Genomic DNA, 15,505 nt, shown 5'->3' on the forward strand with positions numbered 1-15,505 from the left:
CTCGACCGCCGCCCTGGAGGGAACAAACACCAAAATCAAACTCATGCAGAGGCAAGCCTATGGCTTCCGTGACCCCGAGTTCTTCAAGCTAAAGATCTATGCCCTGCACGAGGCCAACTACGCTTCAGCCGGATGAGCCTTTTTTCCTTCACCGGCAGATCGAACATCGCGAACAGCCACATGGCTTTATACCCCGATGGTGTGAATCTCGAGTCGGACATGAGCAACCTCCCTTGAGGATTGCGCCGACGCATGGTGCCGTATCTAGATTTCTGGCAGCAGGATCTTAGTTTTGTTCCCGGCGAACACCTCGGCCAGAGAGGCGCTCGTCCGGGTCAGAGCATCGAAGAGCGTGCGCGACTCCCCGCTGACCGAGTACTTGTCATATAGGGGGCGGATCAATGCGTACCGTAGAGCCTGATCCATGGGTGCATCCGCCCCCCTTTCCTTGACGACGTGATGTACGGCCCTGTCGACGATGGGCCTGAAGGGCTCGATGATGTCGTCCGACAGGCAGAAGGTGTCGTAGCGGTTGTGATGGTGGACTCCGAGCGCGGGATGCAGTCCTGTTGCGCAGATGGCGCGCGTGACGATGGCGCGCAGGACGGAATATCCGTAATTGAGAAAACGGTTCTGGTCCTCGCCGTCTCGATGGCGATGGAAAATGTCGTCGCCGAAGAGCGACACCCAGTATCTGCGCGCGGCCTGGGCTTCCACGTTCGTGCTGTCGCCCGATTTCACTTTCTTGGCCATGGCCATCAACCCGGAGTCGTCGCCGTTTAACTCCTTCAGCAAGCGCCCCTGCGCCCTTACCTTTGCGATGACCAGTTGTCGCCAGATCCTCTTCTTGACGGGCAGGGCCGCGGCGGCTTGCTGAGCGAACTTCTCGCTTTGAAGCGAGTTGCCCCGGAGAGGTAGCATCATGCCGACCGGCATGAACTTGTCGTCACAGACAACGACGATGCCGTTGTTGCCTGCAACGCCAGCCAGAACCGACTGGGTGAAGACCACCCTCTTGTGGGATGCGACGATAGCCGCGACTTCGGGGAGGTGTATCGAGATGGGGTCCATGCCCTCCCGCTCGACGATGATGTTGTTCATCCTGAGTTTCAGAAACGCCGGCTCCTCCGATAGGTCGAGGATCCGATCAGTCATTCGCGTACCTCACTTCGCCAAGTGGATCAACGCAGACTTTCCTGCAACACATTTTTCGGAGAGGGTCGGGTGTCTTATGTAGGAACGATAGATCCTTCACTTTCCTCGCGTCATTTAAAGGTACACCTGAGATTACTCTCTGTCCCGTTGCGTACTCGGATATCTTTCGAACCTTGAAAAGCTCTTTGTTTTCGTCGTTTGTGAGTTCTAGAATATCCCCCCCGCACAGTGAAAAAACGAACCGCCTGTCTGCTCCATGATCACGCTGGACGATCTGTTCGCCCCGACGCTTGCGTTGCATCGCCTCATGGCGGCTGACGACGACGCCCTCCCACTTGGGGTTGCCGCGCCCGTCCTTCGCCTCGAGAATCTCGATATGGTGATTCGAGCCGGCTGCCACGTACCGGGCGCCGCCGCCACTGCCCATCTTCAACGTCGATTGGGCTTTTCTTATGCGCACCTTCTTGATAGTGCGGGGCTTGTCGTTACCGCCCGGGTAGGCTGGCATTTTTGCGGCGTCGCTAAAAACCTTTGACGGCGCGACACCGTCGGCCGCCTCGCGCACGAGTTCACGCACGACCGGATCGACTATGTTGTCGATGTCCTTGCCGGTCAGCGAGACGAGAGGCTTGCGAATGTGGACGTATTTACCACCATCTTCGATCACGCCGTCCTCGTTTCTCGACGGGCTGTAGAACGATTCTTCGTGCAATCCGCCTTGCACCCTGTGGTCGACGCGATGGGACACGATGATATCTTCGATCGCGATATTGGCGTCGCGCCAGAACGTGTCCCAAGGCTTCTCGACCAGACCGTACGTGCGAATGCCGCTCTTGGCCGCCGCCTGGGCCGCGCGACTAAGGTTCTTGATCATGCCCGGAGTAGTCATGGCGATCACGATCGCATCGACGGCGTGATGTCTGTGATCGTTGCGGCTCTTGAGCCCCCCATCACCCAGGATGGCGTTAAGGTCGAGTTCGTTGCGGATGATCCATGTGGCGCGACCGTTGACCACGTGAATGCGACGCTTTCGGTCCGCGTCGATATCACCGCCGTACAGGCAGCCTAGATATTGAGCTGCCAGACGCGATGCATATGCGGTGTCGGTGAGCTGTTGATGGGTAAAATCCTCAAGAAAACGCTCTATCTCGTCATCGTCCATGGTGAAGCGCCATACTTTGCCGCGCGGCAGCCCCGAAATGCCGCTGATCCTAGTCAGGATGGCCGACCACGTCTCGGTGTTGCTCGCATAGGTCTCGTATGGCGTGCGCCCCTGCTTCACATGACGATTCTCGTGCAACTCGCAGAGTGTCTTGTTCATGTACGAGTTATCCAGGCTGCGTTCGTACGGAATGATATGCTCGATGTCGAATTGAGGATTCGGACCGAACAGAGCGTCCATGCTGATCTGCTTGCCCGTATATGGACACAACCATCGACTTTCCTCGGCCAAGAGATACTTCATGACGTCGTTTCTTGATGGATTCCCGATTCCATAATCGACGAGTATCGCCGTGGCCTTTTCGCGCACTTTCTCGTTGTCCCGGTTTCGCTTGATGATGTCTTGTCGGCGCTTTGGAGAATTTCTCACGTCTCGTGCCAGCTCGATCCTGATTCTTTTAGGCTTGCCGTATTTCCGCACGATGGCATTGACGACTTTTCGCAGTTCGGAGAGTGCGCGGGCAACGACGGGATTTCGGAGTTCGGTTAACACGTCTTGCAGCGGGGGAAGCATGTCGAGAGGATCTTTAACTTCTTGCTGGACATTGTAGATCTGTTTGATGGCGGCCTGCAGCCTCATTCCTTTCTCCAGCTCGGGCAGTAAGCGTCTCAATGCCTTTCGGGAGAAGTTGCAGTAGCCCTCCTCCAGGCGGAGTACGCTGAAGACCCCGGCTGTTTCCTCGTCGAGACCGTAGGCTTCAATACCTCTCTTGGTGGCCGTTTCCGGCTTCTCGATGCTGTGCAGGTCGTCGATTATCGCGCTCTGTTCCCCGTGCGAGAAATGATTCCAGCGATCGCCGAACACTTTCCGCATATGTGAAGCAGTTTTATTGCCCGGCAGAGATTTCTCGCCGCCGTGCTCCAGATTGAAATGCGCCTTCCTCTGGCCGATTACCTTGGCAATCTGTCGGAAGGTAGCGCTGGCTTTCGATTCCAGGAGCGCTATGACTGCCTCTCGTTCGTCTTGGGTCAGCGGCCTTGGTATCTCCCCCTCCATGTAGATTTCGAGATCGTTGACCCGTTGCAGGAAGCGGAAGCGCTGCGCGTCTAGACAGCACCAGGGTGCGCGGTGCCGATCCTTCTCCAGCTCGCACTTACCGATGAGGTGTTTCTGGGACTTCAGGGGGCGTTGTTTGAACGTTGCATCGATGATGGTCTTCTTAAGGTCGTCCGACAGGAGGTCGGGGTGATGCGGCACCTGCGCTCGCCAAATCTGTTCGAACTCATCCTCGAACATGGCCCTGGCGGTCCATTGCTGTCGGATTCGCCTAAGATGGGGATCCCTCTTCGCGAAGAACTCTCCCAGCGTTCTCGCACCGGTTTCTTTCATCCGCTTGTGGAGATCGCTGATGCCTTCTTTGACGACGCCTTCATCTTTCTCGTCCCTGTCGGCCTTGCGGTTGCTCTTGAAACCGCGCCTTTGGGCCAAGTGGTAGAGTGCGCGACCGAGTTCATGTCGCTCCAATTTATCATCCAGTGCGCGTGCGCGTAGCATGTAGGGCAGCAGGGCCGGATCTGCTTCCTCGCCGAATCGCTCGGGCCATTCACTCAGCAGCTTCCGATCTAGAGGCTGTATCACCGAGTGGCGTTCTTGCGCACGGTTTGGTTTGCGCGGATCGATGAGCGGGTCGAGATGCTCGGGAGTCGGGGGGAGCAGTCCGACTTTCTGGAGCCTGTGAAACAAGACGCTCTTGCGCCTGGCGCGGCGTTCGAGACGGCGGCGGACACCGCGCGCATCTCGACGAGTCTTGTTGCGCGGATCGCCGCGGCCGTCCTTCTCCATGCCTTCGACGCCGGCCTCGAAGATGCGCACGCCCGCGTGTACGATCTCACATGGCTTATCGTCACCATCTTCTCTCAGCAATGCCCATCCGATTGAGTTCGTGCCGATGTCGAGCCCGAGAACGAGATCCGATGTCTTCAGTCTAGGCATGGTTCCCCCTTGACATCCGAATTACAGTAATGAGATACTGTCGTCAGTGTACCAGAGCGGCGATTGTCCTTACCTAATTGGCAAGTCATAGTAAGCGACATTCGTCACGCAAGGCCACGCTCATAGAGCGACCTTTGCGCCCTCCCAGTGGGGGCGCATCTCTATTGTGGGCGAGGGGCGGTTATCGAATCCGAATACGTGATCATTGTAGCGTGTTTTGAGGTGTGATTTCAATAGGCCCGTAGACTCGATAATGACAACGCGCAAATCACATCCGGGTGTGCCAACATCACCGCAAGGGCATCCCGAGGGGGTGATCATATGGTCGGCACGGCCACCCGCGTCGGCGTCTACGTCGACAGCGTGAACATCGCGATGAACGGTGGTCGCGGCATGCGCTACGACGTGCTGCGGGAGTTCGCGTGCCGGGACGGCGGCGAGGCCATGCGCCTCAACGCATACGTAGTCTACGACCCGGAGCGCGCGCGAGGACTACGAATACCGCAACCGCCAGCTACGGTTCGAGTCGGCGCTTGGCGACTACGGTTACAAGGCGATTCGCAAGGAGGTGCGCTGGTATCGGGACGAGCGCGGTGGTCGCGTCGGTAAGGCGAACGCCGACCTGGATCTGGCCGTGGATGCTCTCCTGCAGTCCGCCAAGCTCGATCGAATCCTGTTGGTCTCCGGCGACGGAGATTTCGTCAGGGTTGTACAGGCCATCCAGAACAAGGGCTGCCGTGTGGAGGTGTTGGCTTTCCGCAACGTGTCCGGTGAACTGAGGCGGGAGGCGGACATGTTCGTTTCAGGTTACATCGTGCCGGGCCTGTTGTCGGGTGCTGGTGGCGATGTCTCGATACCGTGGGGCGAGGTCGGTTCGCGCGTGCGGGGCTACTGCTATTCCCATCACGAGGGCTATGGTTTTCTGCGCGTGATGAAATCGGCTTCGGGACGCATATGGATCACCGACACCCGCCGGGACGACAGTCCCTTCATGAGCGTCTTTTTCCACGACTCGAGATTGCCGCCGGACATCTCGTTCCGGCAGCTGCCGAGCCGTAACATCGTCTTCGAGTTCACTCTGGCCCCAGGCGAGGGGGACAACGAGGGCTTACAGGCGGTGGATATGTCTGTGACGGGGGGCGAATGAGATCGGGCAGCCTCCACTGACGCGCCGCACAGCCCTCCCGCCAGGACGTTCGGCGCTGACCAGGATCATCTGCGCACCAGCTCCGCCAGGCACTCCACGTGGCTCGTCTGCGGGAACATGTCGATCACGCGGGCGCGGGCGAGCCCGTAGCCGCCGGCCGCCAGGGTCGCGCTGTCGCGCGCCAGGGTGGCCGGGTCGCAGCTCATGTAGATGATGCGGGCCGGCCCCAGGGCCGCCAGGATCGCGGCCGCCGCGTCGCCCAGCCCGGTGCGCGGCGGGTCGAGGACGACCGTGGCGAGGGGCCAGTCCGGGGCCTTGTAGCGCAGATCGCCGTCGCGCCAGTCGCCCTCGCGCCAGCGGGCCAGCACGGCCGCCGCGTCGGCGCAGACGACCTCGACCTCGTCGCCGGTCCGACGGTCCCGCAGCAGGTTGTTGCGCGCGTCGCGGACGGCGCGCTCGTCGTTCTCCACGCCGATCACCCGCGCGAACCGGTCCCCCAGGCAGGCGGCGAACAGGCCCACCCCGCAGAAGAGATCCGCCAGGGCGCCGCCGGGCGCGTCGGCCGTGACGCCCGCCTCGTCCAGCCAGCCGCGCGCCAGCGAGACGGCCGCCGCCGCCTCGGCGTAGTTGACCTGGAAGAAGCTGCCGGCGTTCACGCGGAAGGTGCGCCCGGCCGTCTTGACCAGCAGGTGATCGCGGCCCCAGGCCGGGCGGTTGTTGTACAGGATGCCGACGCAGGCCGGGTGCGGCGCTTCGCCGGCCGGCAGATCCTTGAGCACGGCCTTGAGCGCGCGCAGGCGGCCGGGAGGACCGAAGAGCGAGAGCAGGAAACCGCCCTGCCCGTCCAGGCGCGCCACCGCCTCGTCCGCCGGCGGCAGGGTCAGCAGGAAGGGCAGCACCTCGTCGTTGAAGAGGTCCGGCATGAGTCCGTGACGGTCGATGGCGAGCACGTCGTGGCTGCCCTTGCGGCGCACGCCGTACTGGCCGGTGGGCGAGCGCCACAGCCGCAGCTTGTTGCGGTAGCCCAGCGCGGGGCCGGCCGGTTCGGGCGCGGCCAGCCTCTCGCCGGGATCCGCCTTGCCCAGCCGCCGGAAGCAGTCGCGCACGATGTCGGTCTTGGCGCGTCGCTGCGCCGCGATGGACATGTGCTGCAGGTCGCAGCCGGACAGGGCGCCGATCTCGCCCAGGGGCGGCTCGACGCGGTCGGGCGACGCCTCGAGGATGTCCGTCGGCTCCGCCTGCACGAAGCCCTTCTTGCGACGGGTCACGCGGACGCGCACGCGCTCGCCGGGCACGACGCCGCGAACGAAGGCCGCCAGGCCCTCGGGCGTGTGGCCCAGGCCGGCCCCGCCGGTCACCAGCTTGTCGATGACGGTTTCGAAGCTGTCGGGCTGTGAGTTGACGGCGTCGTCTTTCATGTCTCGCCTTCTGTCCGGTTGTGGGGAGGGTTCAACCTAACACCGCGCGGCCGACCTGCCAAGATGGGCGGCTCGGCGGCGTCGGGCTTGCACGTTTCTTGCAAGGCCGGGTCGTGACAATGAACCGGATATTCTCTACAATGGCCGGCATGGATGCCGGATGGCGGACACGGAAGTCCCTGGCGGCGGCGGTACTCATCGTGCTGTCCGCCTGCGTCCTGCCGTCCGGCTGCGCGCCGCACCGCCGCGGACGGCTGTCCGCCGTGGACGCCCCGCCGCCCCCGGCCCGCGAGCGCATCGCGACCTCCCCCGCCCGGGACACGCATCATCCCCCCCGCGGCCGGCCAGAGATCGACCGCACGCAGTCGCCCGCCGACCAGGTCTGCGCCATCGCCCTGTCGTTCCTGGGCACGCCGTACCGCTACGGCGGCGTCACGCCCGAGGGCTTCGACTGCAGCGGCCTGGTGCGGTACGTCTACCAGGAGGTCGGCGTGGACCTGCCGCGCACGGCGTACGGCCAGTCGCGGTCCGGCGGCGCCACGACCCTGCGGACCATGCTGCGCGGCGACCTCATCTTCTTCCGCATCGACAGGAACGTCATCTCTCACGTGGGCATCTACGTGGGCAAGGGAGAGTTCGTGCACGCGCCCGGCTCGGGCAAGTACATCCGCACCGACAGCATCGACAATCCCTGGTGGCGGCGGCGCGTGCAGACCGTCAGGCGGGTGCTGCAGGCTCCTCGGCTAGCCGGCTGATTCAAGCACGCCCTCCGGTCCGATCCTCACCTTGACGCTCGACCGCACGGCCTCGTCCACGGCCTCGTCCAGCCCGATCTCCGCCGACAGCGCCAGCAGGTCGTCCGGCCGCGCGTTGAGCACCGGTCGCGGCGAGCGGATCGAACAGCAGTCCCGGTACGGCTCGATGGACGTCTCGTAGGTGCCGATGCGGCGGCTCAGGGCGGTGATCTCCACCTTGTCCAGGCCGGCCAGCGGGCGCAGAACGGGCAGGGTCAGGTCGGGGCCGATGGCGCGCAGGTTGTGCAGCGTCTGGCTGGCCACCTGGCCCACGCTGTCGCCGGTCACCAGGGCCAGGCAGTTCTCGCGGCGGGCGAGACGGGCCGCCGTCTTCACCATGTAGCGGCGGAACAGCACCATGTCGTAGGCGTCCTCGACCCTGCCGACCGAGCGGGCCTCGTAGGGGAAGGCGGGAACCAGGTGCAGGACCAGCGGGCGCGGCGACCAGGACGCCAGGATCGCCGCGAGTCGCTCGATCTTGTCGACCTTGGCCTCCAGGATCGTCCGGCCGGGGAAGAAATGGACGAGTTCGGGCCGGCAGCCGCGCTTCATGAGCATCCAGGCGGCCACCGGCGAGTCGATGCCGCCCGAGAACAGGACCGTGACTCGGCCGCTGGCGCCCACGGGCAGGCCGCCGCCGCCGCCGATCTTCCGGGTGAAGACCAGGATCTCCTTCTGCAGGACCAGCAGGTACGCCACGTAATCGGCCCCGTCCAGCTTGACCGGCAGCCCGAGGGATCGCTGCAGGTCGGCGCCCACGCGCGTGTTGATCGCCTGCGAATCCAGGGGGAAGCTCTTGTCCGACCGCCTGGCGTCCACGCGGAAGCTGGCGGCGCCCGCCGCATCGCGTCCGGCCAGCGCCGCCGCCACCTCGCCCACGCGGACCAGGTCGGCCGCGGGATCGTCCGTGCGCGGCACCGGCACCGACGCCGACAGCCACTGGATGCCGAACACCCGCTGCAGCTTCTCCGCGACGCGGTCCAGGGCTCCGGCCTCTTCGAGCCGGACCAGCAGCCTGCTCTCGACGTGGTTGATGGCGCGCACCGGTTCGCCGACGAGCGCCCGGAACATGTTGTTCTTCAGGCGCTTGATGAACATGTGCCGGTTGCGCCCCTTGAGGGCGATCTCGGCGTAATGGGCGCTGATCACGGGCAGGGCGTCGGACACGGCGTTCCTCCGTCGGGGGTCGTTCACCTGCAAGTGTAGCAGTTTTGAGCTTCGATGCCAGGCGTCAGCGCGCCAGGGTGATCTTGCCGGTGCGGCGCAGGGGGGCGCCGCCGTCGGCGGGGCGGGAGGTGACGGTGTAGAAGTAGGTGCCCGTGGCCAACGGGTGGCCGTCGCGGTCGCGACCGTCCCAGGCGACGCTGCGGGCGCCGGCGTCGGCATGCGCCAGGCGCCAGTCGCGCACCTGGCGCCCGCGCAGGTCGTAGAGGGAGAGCACGTCGCGGCTCGGTCGCGAGGTGGTCCAGGCGATGACGCCGCGGCCCGTGAAGGGGTTGGGCGAGGGATCCCTCAATTGCAGGGTCAGCGGCTCGTCGGAAGACGGGCCCGCCGCGGTGGCGATGTCGGTGGAGAAAAGCAGCCAGCCGCCGGGATCCAGGACCAGGGTCTCCATTTCTCCCGGAACATGAAGCTGGATGATCTGCCACCGTCTGGCGATCCTGATCTCGGTCGAGACGTTGCCGGCGTCGCCCTCCAGCCTGATGTCCATGTCGAGGACGAACGGCGCGTCGCCGTAGACCGGATCGGTGGGCTGGATCTGGCTGATCTCGATGTTGACGCGGGGTTCGCCGCCGACCTCGATGTTGTACCACCGGATGCTGAGTTCGGGGCAGGTCTCGCGGTACAGCCACTGGTCGAAGAAGGCGGACAGCTCCCGGCCGGTCCGGCTCTCGCAGAATGCTATGAAATCATCCGTGTCCGCGGTGCCGTAGGACGTGTCTTCCTGGTGCGGGAAGTGCCGCAGGATGTCGAAGAAGTCCTGGTCGCCGAGTTCCTTGCGCAGCATGTGCAGCAGCCAGGCGCCCTTGTGGTAGACCATTTCGTGGAAGTAGTACCAGGGGTTGTCGTTGCTCGCGTCCCGGACCAGCGGCCCGTTCCACCAGGTGAAGACGCTGCGCGCCCGCATGAACCACTTGAGGGAGTTGGCGCCGTACTTGTATTCCCGCCAGAGTCCCTCGACGTAGGTGGCGAAGCCCTCGTTGAGCCAGGTGTGGGTCCAGTTGGCGCACGTGACCAGGTTGCCGAACCACTGGTGGGCCAGTTCGTGCATGACGATCGTATCGAAGTAGTTGTCGCCGGTCAGAAACTGGGACGAATAGGTGGTGGCCGTGGGGTGTTCCATGGCCCCGTTCCAGTCGAAGAGGACGTGACCGTACTTTTCGCCGGGGAAGGGGTAGGGGCCGAACATGTTCTCGCACCAGGCGAGCATGTCGTTCAAGGGGGCGAAGTCGATCTCGGCCTGCGGCACCAGATCCGGGTACACGAAGTTGGTGATCTGCAGGGTGTCGCCGGAGACCGAGACATATGCGTCGTCCAGGCGCGCGTATTCGGAGGCCGCGACACAGAAGTGATAGGTGGAGATCGGGCGCGTCTCCTGCCAGTAGCTGACCGCGTAGGACTTGTCCGCGAATCCGCCGGGGAGCACCGCGTCCGCCAGCGCCCGGCCTTCCGCGGGCAGGTAGGGGTGCGTGGGGGGCGACGATAGTTCCGCGCCGTTGGAGACGCCGGTGACCCCATCAGGGACATAGAGCGAGACGTCGTAGGTGGCCTTGTCGCGCGGATCGTCCTTGCACGGCCACCAGCTGCGGGCGCTCCAGGGCTCGCTGACGCTGGCCGCCACCAGCTTGCCGTCCTCGCGCGTGGTGAACCGGAGGCCGTAGACGCCGTCGGGCTGCGGCGCGCCGCTGAAGGTGACGATCGCGTTGAGCGTATCGGTCGGGCCGTAGGCCGCGGGCAATTGTATGAAGACACGATCTTCGTCGCGGGAGAGGGTCAACGGCGTGTACCACGGATCGAGCAATGCGGCGGAGGCGAACGTCATGTCGTCGGTGAAATCCAGCACGAGCATCTCCACGTCGTTTTCCACGGGCGTGAAGGTGATCAGGGTCGTTCCGAGGATCGACTGGGTGTCGAATTCCAGCCTCAGGAAGTGGGTGTAGTGCAGGACGTCGAACTGGTCCTGCAGGGGGTGCGTGGTGGGCGCCTTGTCGGGCGCGATCGTCACGTCATGCGCGCCGCGGGGCGTTCCCTTGCCCTCGTGCAGCCACGAATCGGGGCCCGGCCCGTCGCCGGCCGCACCGAGAACCGCGCACGGCACCAGGAGCCAGGCGCACACAAGCGCAGTACGGGGGAATTTCCCTGTTGGGCGAGTAGCTGTCATACCTCAGGCTGCGTTCGCAAAGAACCCCGTTGTCTCTCTCTCGACGGTGCCACAGAATGAACTCGTGACCCTTCGATGAATCTTATATCATAGCACACCCCGGGCCACAAGTTCGTTGAAGCTCGATCATTTGGGACGCGAAGGGTGACCGATCATGTCGCATGCGGGAGCATTATCGCTTCATATCGACGGCTTGCTGCCGTTTCTGCCCGAAAATGCGATTTCCTCGCTTTCCGGCCCCGTGCGCGCCATCGGCGCGGAGATCGCGCGCCGGGAGGGGCCGGGCGCCGATTTTCTGGGCTGGCTCGACTTGCCGCGCGCCGTGCCGGGCCCCGAATTGCATCGCCTGGAGGATGCGGCCGGGAGGGCGCGCGCGGATTGCGACGTCGTGGTCGTGATCGGCATCGGCGGTTCGTACCTGGGCGCGCAGGCCGTCCTGTCGGCCCTGGCCGACAGGACCTCGGGGCCGGAAATCGTCTTCGCGGGAACCCATCTGTGCTCGGCCGGCCTGGGGAGGCTGCTGCGCAGGATCGGCGACCGCGACCTGCGTCTGTGTGTCATCTCCAAGTCCGGCACGACGCTGGAGCCGGCGATCTCCTTCCGCCTGTTTCGCAACCTGCTCGAGGAGCGCTACGGCCGGGACAACGCCCGGCGCCGCATCACAGCCGTCACGGATTCTGCACGAGGCGCCCTGCGCGCCATGGCCGACGCCGAGGGCTACGACACCTACGCGATACCCGACGACGTGGGCGGACGTTTCTCCGTGCTCACGCCCGTCGGCCTGTGGCCCCTGGCCGTGGCCGGCCTCGATCTGCGCGCCCTGCTCGAGGGCGCCGGCGACATGGCGGCGGTCTGCGAGAACGACGCGCTCGACGCCAACCCGGCCCACCTCTACGCCGCCGCCCGTCACGCGCTCTACGGCCGGGGCTTCACCACGGAGGTGCTCAGCACCTTCCACAGCGACCTGGGTCACATCCAGGAGTGGTGGAAGCAGCTCTTCGGCGAGAGCGAGGGCAAGCAAGGCAAGGGGATCTTTCCCGCCTCCTGCCGCTTCACCACCGACCTGCACAGCCTTGGCCAGTACCTGCAGGACGGACGCCGTGATCTGTTCGAGACCTTCCTGGTGGTCGATGCGGGACAACCCTGGCTGGCGGTGCCGGCGGATCCCGACGCCGACGGTGCCGATCGCGACAGGGACGGTCTCGCCTACCTGGTCGGCCGCCGCCTCGACGAGATCAACCGCAAGGCCTACGAAGGCACGCGTGCCGCGCATCGTGCAGGCGGCGTGCCGGTGATATCGCTGGAGATGCGCAAGCTGGACGAATGGTCCCTCGGCGGGCTGCTTTTCTGCTTCGAGAAGGCAGTGGCGGTGAGCGGGCGCCTGCTCGGCGTCAACCCCTTCGACCAGCCGGGTGTCGAGGCGTACAAACGAGAGATGTTCAAGCTGCTGGGCAAGCCCTGAGAAACGGGCGCGGCCACGACGGGCCTTCTCGCAGGGTTAACAGGGATTGTAGCGGGTCGTTTTCAAAAACACCGGCACATCATCAGGCGAACGGAACAATGACTCTTGTTTTCTTTTGCCGAAAAAATCCCCGGTCTCATTTGCAGAAAACAATTCACGGTAACCGGATAGGCGATTGTGGCTCACGACATCCAATCTTGTAATCCCTTGAGGAAATAACATATTACGTTGTTCTGTCATTCTTCCGTCATGCATGAGAAAAAATTATGGCAATCTCCGGGGAGATTGCGAATCCTAGACTTCTGTGCTCGACTTCTATCCCTCACGAGGGTCCGATGTAATGGACGAGGAGGACGCGATGGATTTCAGGAAGTACCTGCTTCTGCTGATGGCGAGCGGCTTGCTGGCACTGACAGGCTGCTCCGACGACGACACGACGGCGCCGGAGGATCCGCCGGATCTCGCCTTCGAGGGATCCGACGCCTGCGCCCAGTGCCATGTCGAGATCCACGGCAACTGGCAGGACTCCGGGCATCCCTACAAGCTGACGAAGATCGACGGCGTCGCGCCGACCGACAAGTTCCCGACCTTCTCCGCCTTCAACAGCGTGGACAAGACCGTCATCGAACCGCCCGCCGGCTACGCCTGGGCGGACATCAGCTATACCATCGGCGGCTACGGCTGGAAGATGCGCTGGATGGACGAGAACGGATACATCATCACCCAGAACGATGACACGCAGTACAACTTCGAGGACGGCAGCCGCGTGGCTTATCATCCCAATGACCCCATCGGCACCATCGAGTACGACTGCGGCCGCTGTCACACGACCGGCTGGGTGCTGTCCGACGACGACGTCGCCGAGAACAACCAGGACGGCCTCCCGGGCCTGGTGGGCACCTTCTTCGCCGGCGGCGTGCACTGCGAGCAGTGCCACGGCATGGGCAGCCGGCACGCCTTCGATCCCGAAGGCTTCGATATGACGGTCGATACGTCGGCCGCCCTCTGCGGCCAGTGCCACACGCGCGACGCCGAGAACCACATCGCGGCGAGCGGCGGTTTCATCCAGCACCACGAGCAGTACGACGAGTGGCTGCACTCGCCGCACAACTCGGTCCTCGGCCCCGACTGCAACGCCTGTCACGACCCGCACAGTTCGGTCAAGTTCGACTCGGTCGCGATGGGCGTCGGCACTTCGACGTCCTGCGAGGACTGCCACACGGTGCAGATGAAGCACAACGGCTTCCCGACCTGCATCGACTGCCACATGCCCAAGGCCTCGAAATCCGCCATCGCGGCGATACCCGACTACGTGGGCGACATCCGCACGCACATCTTCGCCATCAACACGGACGCCGTGGGCAAGATGGAGGGCATGTTCGACGCCGCGGGCACTCTCGTACAGGAGGACGTGGACGGCATGGCCATGGTGACCCTGGACTTCGCCTGCTACGGCTGCCACAGGGACGACGACGGCGTCGGCGGCATTTTTTCGCCGAAGCCCCTGCAGGAACTGAGCGACTACGTGCTCGGCGTGGGCATATACGCCGGCGAGGGCGGCATCCACTCGCCTGTCACCAGGGCCCTCGCCTCCAAGTAGCTCCCCCCCCACAGCCTGGGAAACGGGGCCGCCATTGTGCGGCCCCTTCTCTTTGCGCCACAATGCGTTCCCCGTGTGCTAAAATATTAGCAGAATGGTGTTGACGGCGCCGCCGCCGCATGCTAAATTTTTCACACAGTGCTAATGAATTCGCACGGAGTGGTCGCGCTCACAATAACCGGATCAAGGGGTGGGACATGACCGATCAACCGCAGCTGGGGCTGAGCCGGCGTGAACGCCAGATCATGGACATCGTCTACCGCCTCGGGTCCGCAACGGCCCACCAGGTGCTCGCACATCTGGCGGATCCGCCCGGATACTCGTCGATCAGGGCGCACCTGCGCATCCTGGAGGACAAGGGGCATCTCACCCACGCGCAGGACGGGCCCCGCTATGTGTACGCGCCGACGGTGCCGCGGGAGGAGGCCCGACGTTCGGTCCTGCAGAACCTGCTGCGCACCTTTTTCGACGGCAGCCGCGAAAAGATGATGGCGGCGTTGCTCGACACGCGATCGGCCGAGATCCCCGCCGAGGAACTCGAGGCCATGTCCGACCTCATCGAACGGGTGCGCAGAAAGGAGCGGTCATGACGGACATCTTCACACTCCACGGCGGCATCCGCCCGGGCGCAGAGATGCTCGATCTCGCCCTGAAGTCCGCGCTGCTGATCGCGGTGGCGGCGTTGACCGGCCTGGCGCTGCACCGCGCCTCCGCAGCGGCCCGCCACGTGCTTTGGACCCTGGCGATCGCCGGCTGCCTGCTGATGCCGTTGCTGATGATCGTCCTGCCCGACTGGCGGCTGGCCGCGGTGCCGGACCTGAGGCCGGCCCTGCTCGGCTTGGCCGATCCGCGGCAGGATTCCGTCAGGTTTCCGGATGACGCAGACGGGACCCGGAGCGAAGTCGATGTCGCGGCTCCGTTCCCGGCGGAAATACCGCCGGCCGAGGACGCCGGCGCGGCGACGACCTCGCCGGAAACGGTGTCGGAGGCCGGGGCGGGCGCCGCGGGAACGACATCTCCCGTGGCCGTCCCCTGGTACGTCTGGGCCTGGGGTGCGGGCGCACTGGCCGTGCTCGCCTTCTTCGCCGCCGCCGCGCGGCAGCTGCACGCGATCGTGGGACGGTCCATGAGCCTGGACGATCCGGACTGGCGCGAGGACGCCGCGTTCGCGGCGCGGTCGGCGGGCTTGCCGCCCGACGCCCTCCGTCTGCGGCGCAGCATCGATTCGATCACGCCCATGACCTGGGGCGTCCGGCGGCCGGTGATCGTCCTGCCCAGGGATTGCCAGGAATGGAGCGCCGGGCAGCGGCGCGAAGTGCTGCTGCACGAGGCGGGGCACGTCGGCCGGCGGGATTGCCTGACCCAGTGGCTGGCCAATCTCGCCTGCATCGTC

At 64.4% G+C, this 15,505-nt stretch carries 11 protein-coding genes and 1 pseudogene; 7 read left to right on the forward strand and 5 right to left on the reverse strand.

Annotated features, from left to right (window positions below):
- On the forward strand, positions 1 to 136 hold a 136-nt coding region (locus KJ554_12100; GenBank protein MBU0743074.1), incomplete at its 5' end, for a transposase.
- A 128-nt stretch (positions 137 to 264) separates the two neighbouring features.
- On the opposite strand, the gene cas1 is transcribed toward KJ554_12100, so the two are convergent.
- Both cas1 and cas9 read right to left on the reverse strand, forming a co-directional pair.
- Positions 265 to 1,101: a type II CRISPR-associated endonuclease Cas1 gene (gene cas1, locus KJ554_12105; protein MBU0743075.1), complete on the reverse strand. Its 837-nt coding sequence runs from the start codon at positions 1,099 to 1,101 to the stop codon at positions 265 to 267.
- 46 nt (positions 1,102 to 1,147) lie between these two features.
- The gene (gene cas9, locus KJ554_12110; GenBank protein MBU0743076.1) at positions 1,148 to 4,309 is read right to left on the reverse strand and encodes a type II CRISPR RNA-guided endonuclease Cas9; all 3,162 of its coding nucleotides are present in this window, start codon (positions 4,307 to 4,309) and stop codon (positions 1,148 to 1,150) included.
- Between the two features lie 321 nt (positions 4,310 to 4,630).
- On the opposite strand from cas9, the pseudogene KJ554_12115 reads away from it, so the two are divergent.
- Positions 4,631 to 5,456 (forward strand): annotated as a pseudogene (locus tag KJ554_12115) (NYN domain-containing protein).
- Between the two features lie 65 nt (positions 5,457 to 5,521).
- Here the strand turns inward: KJ554_12115 and KJ554_12120 are convergent.
- Entirely contained in the window at positions 5,522 to 6,874 is a 1,353-nt protein-coding gene (locus tag KJ554_12120; protein MBU0743077.1) for a TRAM domain-containing protein, read from the reverse strand.
- 140 nt (positions 6,875 to 7,014) lie between these two features.
- On the opposite strand from KJ554_12120, the gene KJ554_12125 reads away from it, so the two are divergent.
- Positions 7,015 to 7,629, forward strand: a complete 615-nt coding sequence (locus tag KJ554_12125; GenBank protein ID MBU0743078.1) for a C40 family peptidase — start codon at positions 7,015 to 7,017, stop codon at positions 7,627 to 7,629.
- Here the strand turns inward: KJ554_12125 and thiI are convergent.
- Both thiI and KJ554_12135 read right to left on the reverse strand, forming a co-directional pair.
- Positions 7,618 to 8,835 (reverse strand): tRNA 4-thiouridine(8) synthase ThiI, encoded by a 1,218-nt coding sequence (gene thiI, locus KJ554_12130; GenBank protein MBU0743079.1) that lies wholly within the window; start codon positions 8,833 to 8,835, stop codon positions 7,618 to 7,620. The two genes, KJ554_12125 and thiI, sit on opposite strands and share 12 nt — an antisense overlap.
- 64 nt (positions 8,836 to 8,899) lie before the next feature.
- Positions 8,900 to 11,005, reverse strand: a complete 2,106-nt coding sequence (locus KJ554_12135; protein ID MBU0743080.1) for a hypothetical protein — start codon at positions 11,003 to 11,005, stop codon at positions 8,900 to 8,902.
- Positions 11,006 to 11,204: 199 nt separating this feature from the next.
- Here KJ554_12135 and KJ554_12140 point away from each other — a divergent pair, with 199 nt between their 5' ends.
- From KJ554_12140 to KJ554_12155, 4 genes are all read left to right on the forward strand, one after another.
- On the forward strand, positions 11,205 to 12,512 hold the full coding sequence (locus KJ554_12140; protein ID MBU0743081.1) for a glucose-6-phosphate isomerase: 1,308 nt from the start codon (positions 11,205 to 11,207) through the stop codon (positions 12,510 to 12,512).
- Positions 12,513 to 12,870: 358 nt separating this feature from the next.
- Entirely contained in the window at positions 12,871 to 14,112 is a 1,242-nt protein-coding gene (locus KJ554_12145) for a cytochrome c3 family protein (GenBank protein MBU0743082.1), read from the forward strand.
- Between the two features lie 197 nt (positions 14,113 to 14,309).
- Complete coding sequence (locus tag KJ554_12150; GenBank protein ID MBU0743083.1) at positions 14,310 to 14,702, forward strand: BlaI/MecI/CopY family transcriptional regulator; 393 nt, start codon at positions 14,310 to 14,312, stop codon at positions 14,700 to 14,702.
- Positions 14,699 to 15,505 (forward strand): hypothetical protein (locus KJ554_12155; protein ID MBU0743084.1); only part of this gene is annotated, 807 nt, incomplete at its 3' end. The genes KJ554_12150 and KJ554_12155, both read left to right, overlap by 4 nt.

It is taken from the genome of bacterium (assembly GCA_018814885.1).
GTDB lineage: Bacteria > Krumholzibacteriota > Krumholzibacteriia > LZORAL124-64-63 > LZORAL124-64-63 > JAHIYU01.